This window comes from Pseudomonas sp. 05N434, assembly GCF_056396965.1.
Window position 1 is genome coordinate 1 of record NZ_JBFTMK010000176.1, and the last position, 10,380, is coordinate 10,380.

Sequence of the window (10,380 nt, forward strand, 5' to 3'; positions counted from 1 at the left end):
CTTTACCGCCGTGCGCAACTTTGAAGGCGCCTCCACCGACATTGTTTGTGTGGATCATGTCCTTTCAAAGCTGCCCGGCTGGGCGATCGCCCAGTTGCAGAAGTCTGCCTACACCTTTGGTGCCCCTGCCTCCAACGAGGGCTTCGATGGCCAGCCGAGGGTACTGCCGGTGCTGGAGCACGACGAGGGCGGTTATCGCCTGCGCTTTGACGATGGCATCGTGGCCGCCCTCGACCTGGACAGCGAAAAGGCACTTGGGCTCCTGCGCCAGTGCCTGCGCGATGCCCAGGGTATAGAGGTGGTGTTGCAACCAGGCGACTTCTTCATTTTCAAAAATGCCCGCGTGCTGCACCGGCGCAAGGCGTTCCAGCCTCTGCTCAACGGCAAGGCGCGCTGGCTGCGCCGGGTGTACGGCAGTTGAGCCTTTGCTTCAAGAACCATCACACAACAAACATCACAGTAGACAGGGAGTTCATGCATGAATAAGCGTATCGCAGTAGTCGGTGGTCGTCCCTCGCCCATTCACGGTGCCAAGGAGCTGGGCATCGACGTAGTGCTGGTGCATCAGGAGGGTGACTACGAGCAGGAAATCCTCGCCCATTGCGAACAGGTGGTGCATGCCAGGATTGACGACGCCGAGGCCATCATCAAGGTCCTCGAGCCCCTGCACCGCGACCGTCCGTTCGATCGCATCATGACCACTACCGAAGTGGCAGGCGAGTCAACGGGCAAAGTGGTCGATCACTTCGGTCTCACCGGGGTTTCCTATAAGACTGCGCGCCTGCTCAAGGACAAAGTGGCCATGCGCGAGTTGCTGGTCGAGCACAACCTGAGCCCGGTTGCCTATCGCCATGTCACCAGTGCGCAGGATGCCGTCGCGTTCGTCAAAGAGCATGGCAAGTCGGTTCTCAAGCCCGCCGAAGGCGTGGCCAGCCTGCATATCCATCCCTGCGATGACGCAGCCTCTGCTTCCAAGGCCTGGCAGGCGCTTCAGGATGCCGACGTCAAGCACATTATCATCGAGGAGTACCTGGAGGGGCCGGTCGTCAGCGTCGACTCCTTCTCGTTCCAGGGGCGCCACCTTCCCATTGGTTACTCCCAGTACCGCATGAACGACAAATACGTTGAGTGGGAAGTCAGCACGCCGAGCACCGAGGCCAGGAAATGGCTGAGCGAGCTGAAGGAAATGACCTGCCGCCTGCTCGACGCGGTAGAACTGGAAGAGGGGCCCTCCCATAGTGAGTTCGTGCTGACCCCCAAGGGGCCTCGTGTACTCGAATCCCATGCTCGCCTGGCGGGCTCGGGTGCCCCTGAACTGGTGCGGCGTGCGTTCGGCCTGGACCTGAACCGCATGTTCCTGACTGTGCCGCTGGGTATCGACACTCTGCCGCAAGTGTCGCCCGAGCCGAAAGCGGGTGCCGCGATCCAGTTCTTCGTACCGACACCTGGCAAGGTCAGAAAGGTCGAGCTCGATCTCAAGCCTGACGTCGATGTGCGCCATACCAAGTCAGGCGAGACTCCACGGGTGTTCTTGCCGTTCCTGTTCGAACTGGGCGCAGCCGAGCGTGCCGTAGTCATCCAGAAGCATGAGGGCGATACGATTCCACCGCTCGACACCGTTGCCGACTGCGTTTCAGGGTATGTCCTGGCAACAGGCACCTCGCGCGAGGATGCCGTGCGTATCGGTGATGAACTGGTAGCGGCGGTCAACTTCATCGTGGATCCCACGGCATGAAATATGTCCTCTGCTTGCACCGTTGGGTCGGTAGCCAAGCGCTATACGACCGATACGAACTGCCGACAGGAATGCAGATTCGGGCGATCTGTACGCCCGAATCCTGCGCGTCCCTGCCGAGCGAGCGCCTGGCGTCAAGCTCGGTGCTCGTCTCACTGGACGATGCTGAGGCGGTCATGGCTGAGGCCGAGCGTCTGGTCGAGCAACATGGGGTTCCAGCGCTGGTGGTTGCCCTCAATGAGGGCGACCTGCTCAATGCGGCTTCTATCCGTGAGCGATGGCAGGTACCGGGAGATCTTGTCGCGTGGACCGAGCGGTTCCGCGACAAGCTCACCATGCTGGAGGTCGCAGGCCGGCAATCGTCGATCGGCGTGTTGCCTGCTTCGCCTGCCGATTCCCGCGAAGCGGTAGAGCGACTGGCCGCTGAACACGGCTATCCGCTGGTGCTCAAGCCGCGCTACGGCACGGCGAGTCGCGGCGTAAAGTTTCTTCGCGGCCCAAGGGATCTTGATCAGATCGGGCAGGCCATGGAGCCGATGATGGTCCAGGCTTGCTGCGCGGCCCCCATCCTGCACGTTGACGGCTGGTGGGATGGGCAACGGATTGTGGTAGTCACGGCGTCGCGTTATGTGAACAGCTGTGCCGATTTCGGTCCGGATAGCCCGCTGGGCAGTATCGAACTCGAGGAGGGCGACGACGAACGGCGGATTGCGGGGCGGGTCGAACAACTGCTGGCGGTCTTCGCGCCTGAGCGAGAAATCGTCTTCCACCTCGAACTGTTCGACCTGGATGACAGATTGCTGTTCCTGGAAATCGGTGCCCGGGTCGGTGGCGCCGAAATCCCGTTCCTCTGGCGAGAGGTGAGGGATATCGACCTGCTGGGGATCGCTTGGGAAATCCAGACCGGGGCGTCTACCCGCTACCGGGACCTTGCGCGCAGCCTTAGCAAGGAGGGCAGGCCATTGCACCGCGAGCGGGGGGCATGGGTGATCGCCCGCCGCAACAGCTCGCCGCGTGAAGGCTTGGGTACCCTGTACTGGGCTCAACCGCAGAACCTGGATCGCTTCGCCAGCGGTGTTTATGAGGGCGCTGGCACGCGCCTTCGGCTGCGCAGCTTCGATCGTCCCGCGCTGGTACGTGACGTGGGGAAGATCTTCGAACAGTTATCCGAAGCATGGGGAGCTCAATCTTGAAAACAGCAGTTGTTACCGGTGCAAGCAGTGGCATTGGCGAGGCATGCGCTCGTACCTTGGCCAGTCGTGGTTGGCGGGTATTCCTTGTGGCGCGCAGGGGGGATCGGCTCGAGCAGATTGCCGGCGAAACCGGCGGACGCGCCATTGTGCTGGATGTGACACAGGCGCGAGAGGAGGACTTGGTGCAGGTTTTCGAGTGCGATCTTCTGGTGAACTGTGCGGGCGGGGCGATTGGCCTGGATGGGGTAGACGCGGCCAGTGCCGAGGACTGGACGAACATGTTCAACAGTAACGTCCTTGGGACTTTGCGGATGACCCAACTGCTATTGCCTCGGCTCATCGCGTCCCAAGGGTGCATCATCAATATCACCTCAACGGCTGCGCTAGCCGGATATGAGGGGGGAGGCGGCTATTGCGCGGCCAAGAGTGCCCAGCGCGCACTGACCCATTCCTTGCGACTGGAGATGAAGGGTATACCGGTGCGCATCACCGAAGTGCTCCCCGGCATGGTGCATACGCCAGAGTTTTCCTTGAATCGTTTTCGCGGCGACGCCGAACGGGTCAGTGCCCTCTACAAGGATGTCGACCGGCCTTTGAGCGCGGACGATGTCGCCCAGGTTGTGGCTTGGGTTGCCGATCAGCCTGCACATGTTAATGTCGATGAAATCGTGGTTCGGCCAGTGGCACAGCGTGCTCAGCATGCGCTGTTCCGCGGCAGCCTCGGCTGGTTCGAGCCGCAGCGGGCCGAAACATCCCCTTTGAACGATGGAGCACGCCAATGATGGCGCTGGAAAGCCTGGCCGGTGTGGCYATCATCTCCTTGGGCATGGTGCTGACACCGGGTCCCAACATGGTCTACCTGACCTCGCGGGCGATTTCCCAGGGGCGGCTGGCCGGGATGATTTCGCTGGCGGGTGTGGCGCTAGGCTTCGTGTGCTACTTGTTGGCGGCGGGACTGGGACTGGCCGCTTTGTTCAAGGCAGTGCCAGTCGCCTACGATGTCGTCAGGATCGCAGGCGCATTTTATCTGGGCTATCTGGCCTGGAACATGCTGAAGCCCAGGGGGAGTTCCCCCTTCGAGGCGCGGGAGCTGCCACCTCACTCGCGGAGACGGCTGTTCACCATGGGGCTTGTGACGAACCTGCTGAATCCGAAGATTGCGCTGATGTATTCCGCGCTGATCCCGCAGTTCATCGACCCTTCCGCAGGATCTACCTTCCAGCAATTCATCCAGATGGGGCTGGTACAGATCACCATTGCCGTCACCGTGAACGGCATGATCGTTCTCGCCGCCTCCCGGGTCAGTGGATTCCTGGCCAAGCGACCTTCTGCCATGCGCACCCAACGCTGGGTGTCCGGGACTGTCCTGGGCGTCTTCGCGGTCGATATCCTGCTGCGCAAACCGCTCACCTGATAGGGAGCGAGTGTTTCGCCTGACCGTAATGCTGTTCACTTGAGTATTTGAGCCTCAGCCGGACTTCCTCGAAAATCCGATGCCAGACCTCTGGCATCGGATTTTTATGGTGCGCCCAGCATGGGCGTAATCTTGTGCGTAGATCCGGCGGTTGTGCGGGGACATTGCCGTGCAACTGATCGTGATGGCCGCGGACAACCCGATTTCAGGTACAGGCGGATGATTGGCAGGGTTAAGAACCGGTATCGGAGGGGGGGCTGAATCACCGTCCAAGGCCTTCAAGGCCAGGGACGGTGAAAATATCAAAGCCCCGGTTTCCAGTGGACCGTAAGGCTGCTCCGCTTAAGTGAGCGGCATTACGCTTTTCAGCAGGGCTTTTGAGGTTTTCAGCCTTTCTGGCGTCTCAGGCAACCAGTGCCTGGCGAGTACGCTCGATCACAGCCTGCAGCGGCTCGGCGCTGGAGTATTGATCGGGGTACAGGCGTTCGCTGTGACGAGCGATGCCGTGTTCGTTGACCAGAGTGAAGCTGAAGCAGCCTTTGCGAGCGGCCATGATCAGGCAGTTCATTGGAGCAAAAGCGTTGGTTAGGGTGCGAATGGCATCCTGAGTGTGGATTTGAGTAGACATAATCGGGTGTTCCTACAAGCGACACGGATAAGAACCGTGCAAAATTAAAACGTTCCAGTGACGACGACCACCATTGGTCGAACGAAGAACCCGACTGGAACAAAGCAGCCAGTTTGAAGCGCTGATAAGTTGGCGCGCTTGGGCTGGCAGGTAGGTACTTAGGAGGGCAGGCAACACATCAGGGGCAAAGGTTCTGGGCCCGGGGTGAAGATCCTGATCAATTTGCAGGCTGGTTCGGTCAGAGTAAGTGAACTTCGCAACACCCTTTGCTTTCGATTCAAAGGCTGTGTTGACGCAAGATTTACCTGGAAACCATCGAGGTGGTCGATCCCGCTTTGTCGGTGAAGGCTTCTCTCAGGGAAGGCTGACCGGGGGGATTTGTTCGACCAGAATTGACTTTCAGCTTGGTACTAACGCCGCGGATACTAACGGATTGAATGGCCGAAGGGAAGCCTGCTCGCAAAAAAACACTGAAGTGCCGGCCGACCACATCCGCAAGTGCTGTCGGAAAATGTCATCGGCCGACACGTGCCCCGCAATTGCCCAAAAAACGGCCGTTGATCCGAGAGGGCGATCGAGCCAGGATCAATCTGCGGCGCGGGTTGCCGGGTTTATCCCCAGGCGTCACCGTAAAAACGCGCCGAAAAAGCGCACTGATATAACCGCCTCGCAGGTACTTGTGCACATTAGTTGCGCGGACTGTCATCCCACTGTCATCCTCGCTTCACCGAGGGTGGGTGCCTGTAACGAAAATTTAAGTCAATGAAAAACATCGCTTTTTTTTACTGGTGAAAAAATCGTCAGTTTGACTGCGAGCCCCATTCCACACGGCTTTGCGCGACTTCAAGGGCGGTTGTCCACTGAGTTATCCACAGCTTCTGTGGATTGTCCCGAGCGCTTGCTCTAGGACGGGCGTGCAGGCTTTTCTCGACTTTACCTGTGCGAAAAAAAGAGTAGAGTGGCGCGCCTTCCGATCTGCCCCACAGTGCTTTATGAAGTTTCGCTCAGTACCAGTCTCTCCTGCCTCAGCACCCTCCAGCATTAACCCACCCAAGCGCTTTTCGATGCGTGTGGCCGAGTGGCTACTGGACAGCCCGCGCCTGGGCGAAAACCCCAACGTCAAACACTTCGCCGGACGTTTACTCAAGCAACCTGCCCGTGAAGGCGTAGTGGCCGCGCAAAGCCGCCTCGGCCAATTGATGTGCCGCGAATGCGGGAATGCCCGGGATCGCCGTATTGGCCAGGACCTGTTGCGCCAGGCTGCGCGCGCAGGGGACCGACGCGCCCAGCAGGAACTCGGCCTGATCGAAGACTGAGCTGTCCAAGACCTGACGCCTTGGTTAACCTTCACGCTTTATCTAATCGGCAGGAGTGGCTATGGCGATGGACTTGACCAGCGCATTGCTGGGGCTGGCGGGCGCTGCACTGCCATTGCTGATACTGGCTTGGCAACTTCAGCGTCGGGCGAGTACGGGGCAGGCCGAACTGGCATTGCTGGAAGAGCGCCTGGCCATGGCCCAGCTGACGCAGGATGGCTTGAACGCCCAGCTCGACACCTGCCGTGATGAAGTCGCTGACCTGAGCCAGGCCAACGCCGCCAAACAAGCCGATCTGGCCGCCCTGCGCCGTGAAGTCGAATTGCTGCAGATCGAACGCGACGATGCCCGCGACGCAGCCCACGCCTGGAACATCGAACGTGCCGGCAAAGAAGCTGAGTTGCGTCGCCTGGACGCTCAGGCTGCCTCCCTCAACGCCGAGTTGCGTGAGCAGCAGGAAAGCCATCAGCAGCGCCTCAACGACCTGCAAGGCTCGCGAGACGAACTGCGAGCGCAATTCGCCGAGCTGGCGGGCAAGATCTTCGACGAGCGCGAACAGCGTTTTGCCGAAACCAGTCAGCAGCGTCTGGGGCAATTGCTCGATCCGTTGAAGGAGCGCATCCAGTCGTTCGAAAAGCGCGTCGAGGAAAGTTATCAGGCCGAAGCCCGCGAGCGCTTTTCCCTGGCCAAGGAACTGGAGCGTCTGCAACAACTGAACCTGCGCCTGAGCGACGAAGCCACCAACCTCACCCGCGCCTTGAAAGGGCAGAAAACCCAAGGCAATTGGGGTGAACTGATTCTTGAGCGGGTGCTTGAACACGCGGGCCTGGAGAAGGGGCGCGAGTACCAGACCCAGGTCAATCTGAAGGGGCCGGACGGTGAGCGATTCCAGCCGGATGTGATTATTTACCTGCCTGGCGACAAGCAGGTCGTGGTCGATTCCAAGGTCAGCCTCACGGCTTATCAGCAATATGTGGCCGCCGAAGACGACGGCATCGGCCAGATCGCCATCAAGCAGCACGTGCTGTCCCTGCGCAATCATGTCAAAGGCCTGGCCGGCAAGGACTACAAGCGGCTCGACGGGCTGCACAGCCTGGATTTCGTCCTGCTTTTCGTCCCGATCGAAGCGGCGTTTTCCGCGGCGTTACAGGCTGAGCCGACGTTGTTTCAGGAGGCCTTCGACCGCAACATCGTGATCGTCAGCCCGACCACGTTGCTGGCCACTTTGCGGGTCATCGACAGTCTGTGGAAGCAGGAACGCCAGAGCCAGAACGCTCGGGAAATCGCCGAGCGCGCCGGGTGGCTGTACGACAAGTTCGTGTTGTTCATTCAGGATCTGGATGAGGTCGGCAATCGCTTGCAGCAGCTGGACAAGGCCTACAGCTCTGCCCGCAATAAGCTGACAGAAGGCCGCGGCAACCTGGTCAGTCGCAGCGAACAGCTCAAATTGCTTGGCGCGCGGGCCAGCAAGAGCTTGCCGGCGGACCTGCTGGAGCGGGCCATGACGGATGTCGATGGCTTGGCCGAGTTGCCCGAATAAGCCATCTTTTTCGATGGCATCTGTGGCGAGGGGGGGCTTGCCCCCGTTCGGCTGCGAAGCAGTCGCAAAGCAGGCAGAGCGGTATGCCTGAAACACCGAAGCTGCACAAATCAGGGCTGCTGGCAGCCCAACGGGGGCAAGCCCCCTCGCCACGGTGGTGTGTACCAAACCTGCCGTACTACAACGGTAAATGCCGGCTCAACAACGCCCGCAACGCCGCCGGCTTCACCGGTTTGGCCAGGTAATCCAGGCCCGCTGCATGCACCTGGGCCACGGTCTCCGGCCGTCCATCGGCGCTGATCACCACCCCCGGCACCGGCTCGCCCAATTGCGTGCGCAACCACGCCATCAAGTCGGTTCCGGTCTCGCCATCGTCCAGGTGGTAATCCACCAGCGCCAACTGCGGGCGCATCCCGTCGTTGAGCAGCGTCGCGCATTCATCACGGTTGCGCGCGGTCCAGACCTGGCAACCCCAGCGCGTGAGCAGGCTGTTCATGCCGATCAGGATGCTGTCCTCGTTATCGATGCACAGCACCTGTGCGCCGCCGAGCAAATGGCCATTGAGTTCGGCAACCTTGGCCGGCACCGCGGCTTGTGCCCGAGCCAACGGCACGCTGACACTGAATACACTGCCGCGCCCCGGCCAGGAGCGTACGCGCAAAGTGTGACCGAGCACGGAGCAACACGGGGCCTCTGGCGTAGCGGAAGGCATTGGTCAGGAAGTTCTGCAAGATCCGTCGCAGCAGTTTGATGTCGCTGTCGACCCGTAGCGTGCTGCCCCGGACGCGGAATTTCAGCCCCTGTTCCTGAGCAAGTGCCTTGAACTCGGCCCCCAGCGTGTCAAACAACTCATTGAGCACGAAGGGCCTGCGATCAGGGTTGATCTTGCCGCTTTCCAGACGGGAAATATCCAGCAGATCACTGATCAGGTCTTCGGCCGAACGCAGTGAGCTGTCCAGGTGTTGAACCAGCTTCTGCGCTTCGCTGGACAAACCCTCTTCCTGATGGGAGAGGGCGGCGGAGAACAGCCGCGCGGCGTTCAGCGGTTGCATCAAGTCATGGCTGACGGCGGCCAGGAAACGCGTTTTCGACTGGTTGGCCGATTCGGCGGTGCCCTTGGCTTCGGTCAGGGCAAGGTTGAGTTGCGACAGTTCGTGGGTCCGTTCGGCGACCCGCCGCTCAAGGCCTTCATTGGCTTCGGTCAGCGCCTGCTCGGCTTCGCGGAACGCGGTAATGTCGGTGAAACTCATGACGAAACCGCCGCCGGGCATCGGGTTGCCGATCAGTTCGATCACTCGGCCGTTGGGGAACAGTCGCTCGGAGGTATGGGCGCGGCCCTGACGCATCCAGTGCAAGCGACGGGCGACATGCACTTCCGCTTCGCCGGGGCCACACAGGCCGCGTTCGGCGTTGTAGCGAATGATGTCGGCAATCGGTCGGCCGACGCTGATCAAACCGTCGGGGTAGTTGAACAGCTCCAGGTAGCGCCGGTTCCAGGCCACCAGTTTCAGCGACTGGTCGATCACGCTGATGCCCTGGGTGATGTTCTCGATGGCGCCTTGCAGCAGGGCGCGGTTGAATTGCAGCACTTCCGAGGTTTCGTCGGCGATCCGTACGACGTCCTCCAGTTGCATTTCCCGACCTTCGATGGCGGCTTTTACCACCGCCCGAGTCGAAGAGGCGCCGAGTACACCGGCCAGCAAGCGTTCGGTATGGGCGATCCATTCGCCGTCGGCGTTCTGGTTCGGGTTGAAGCCTTTGCCCTGGCGGTAGGCGAAACGGATGAAGCTCTGACGGGCCCGTTCTTCGCCGACAAACCGGGCAGCCAGTTGCAGCAAATCGTCGATCTGTACCGCCAGCATCGAGCGGGCGCTGGGGCGGGGGCTGATTTCCTGGCCGATGAAACGACCGGCCTGCCAGTGCTCCGAAACCCGTGTGCGTGACAGCACCGAGACCCAGGCGAACAAGGTGAAGTTACCCGCCAGGGACAACACCACGCCCTGAGTCAGCGGCGTGATCGGCAGGTTCAGCGGATTGCTTTGCAGCCAGGCCAGGCCCGGAAAACTGCTCAAGGGCAAGCCGAGGCTGTTGGCGGCAACCGGCAACACCAGGGTGTAGAACCAGAGGAATGTCCCGGTGGCCAGACCGGCGAACACGCCACGGCGGTTAGCCTGTTTCCAGTACAGCGCGCCGAGCATGGCCGGGGCCAGTTGGGTCACGGCGGCGAAGGCAATCTGGCCGATGGTCGCCAGGCTCGCGGTCGAGCCCAGCAGGCGATAGCTGACGTAGGCCAGCAGCAGAATGACCACAATGCTCACCCGGCGCACCGAAAGCATCCACTGGCGGAACACTTCGAATGGCCGTTCGGCGTTGTTGCGCCGCAGCAACCATGGCAGCAACATGTCGTTGGAGAGCATGGTCGACAGCGCCACGCTGGCGACAATCACCATGCTGGTCGCCGCCGAAGCGCCGCCGATAAACGCCAGCATTGCCAGGGCAGGGTGAGATTGGGCCAGAGGCAGGCTGATAACGAATGAGTCCGGCAGCACCGAAC

At 60.8% G+C, this 10,380-nt stretch carries 8 protein-coding genes and 1 pseudogene; 7 read left to right on the forward strand and 2 right to left on the reverse strand.

The window, feature by feature from the left end:
* From AC1DLB_RS13465 to AC1DLB_RS13485, 5 genes are all read left to right on the forward strand, one after another.
* The coding region (locus AC1DLB_RS13465; RefSeq protein ID WP_477785113.1) for a TauD/TfdA family dioxygenase at nucleotides 1-421 on the forward strand (421 nt) is incomplete at its 5' end.
* A 57-nt stretch (nucleotides 422-478) separates the two neighbouring features.
* Nucleotides 479-1,735 (forward strand): ATP-grasp domain-containing protein, encoded by a 1,257-nt coding sequence (locus AC1DLB_RS13470; protein ID WP_111454359.1) that lies wholly within the window; start codon nucleotides 479-481, stop codon nucleotides 1,733-1,735.
* Nucleotides 1,732-2,928 (forward strand): ATP-grasp domain-containing protein, encoded by a 1,197-nt coding sequence (locus AC1DLB_RS13475; RefSeq protein WP_477744271.1) that lies wholly within the window; start codon nucleotides 1,732-1,734, stop codon nucleotides 2,926-2,928. The genes AC1DLB_RS13470 and AC1DLB_RS13475 overlap by 4 nt, the downstream gene beginning before the upstream one ends.
* Nucleotides 2,925-3,710: an SDR family oxidoreductase gene (locus AC1DLB_RS13480; protein WP_477744272.1), complete on the forward strand. Its 786-nt coding sequence runs from the start codon at nucleotides 2,925-2,927 to the stop codon at nucleotides 3,708-3,710. Before AC1DLB_RS13475 ends, AC1DLB_RS13480 begins: the two co-directional genes overlap by 4 nt.
* Nucleotides 3,707-4,342 carry a LysE family translocator gene (locus AC1DLB_RS13485; RefSeq protein ID WP_018925150.1) on the forward strand — a complete coding sequence of 212 codons (636 nt, stop codon included), beginning with the start codon at nucleotides 3,707-3,709 and terminating at the stop codon, nucleotides 4,340-4,342. The genes AC1DLB_RS13480 and AC1DLB_RS13485 overlap by 4 nt, the downstream gene beginning before the upstream one ends.
* 403 nt (nucleotides 4,343-4,745) lie before the next feature.
* On the opposite strand, the gene AC1DLB_RS13490 is transcribed toward AC1DLB_RS13485, so the two are convergent.
* Nucleotides 4,746-4,970 carry a hypothetical protein gene (locus tag AC1DLB_RS13490; RefSeq protein ID WP_007898912.1) on the reverse strand — a complete coding sequence of 75 codons (225 nt, stop codon included), beginning with the start codon at nucleotides 4,968-4,970 and terminating at the stop codon, nucleotides 4,746-4,748.
* Nucleotides 4,971-5,962: 992 nt separating this feature from the next.
* Between AC1DLB_RS13490 and AC1DLB_RS13495 the strand changes: the two genes are divergently transcribed.
* Nucleotides 5,963-6,286 (forward strand): SEL1-like repeat protein, encoded by a 324-nt coding sequence (locus tag AC1DLB_RS13495; RefSeq protein ID WP_082920890.1) that lies wholly within the window; start codon nucleotides 5,963-5,965, stop codon nucleotides 6,284-6,286.
* 175 nt (nucleotides 6,287-6,461) lie between these two features.
* Nucleotides 6,462-7,826 (forward strand): DNA recombination protein RmuC, encoded by a 1,365-nt coding sequence (locus AC1DLB_RS13500; protein WP_169342498.1) that lies wholly within the window; start codon nucleotides 6,462-6,464, stop codon nucleotides 7,824-7,826.
* 178 nt (nucleotides 7,827-8,004) lie between these two features.
* Here the strand turns inward: AC1DLB_RS13500 and AC1DLB_RS13505 are convergent.
* Nucleotides 8,005-10,380, reverse strand: a pseudogene (locus AC1DLB_RS13505) (hybrid sensor histidine kinase/response regulator); the annotation flags it as partial.

Coding starts and splice junctions, on each gene's coding strand:
- AC1DLB_RS13490 (WP_007898912.1), bottom strand. CDS start 4,970: ATGTCTACTCAAATCCACACTCAGGATGCCATTCGCACCCTAACCAAC.
- AC1DLB_RS13475 (WP_477744271.1), top strand. CDS start 1,732: ATGAAATATGTCCTCTGCTTGCACCGTTGGGTCGGTAGCCAAGCGCTA.
- AC1DLB_RS13495 (WP_082920890.1), top strand. CDS start 5,963: ATGAAGTTTCGCTCAGTACCAGTCTCTCCTGCCTCAGCACCCTCCAGC.
- AC1DLB_RS13470 (WP_111454359.1), top strand. CDS start 479: ATGAATAAGCGTATCGCAGTAGTCGGTGGTCGTCCCTCGCCCATTCAC.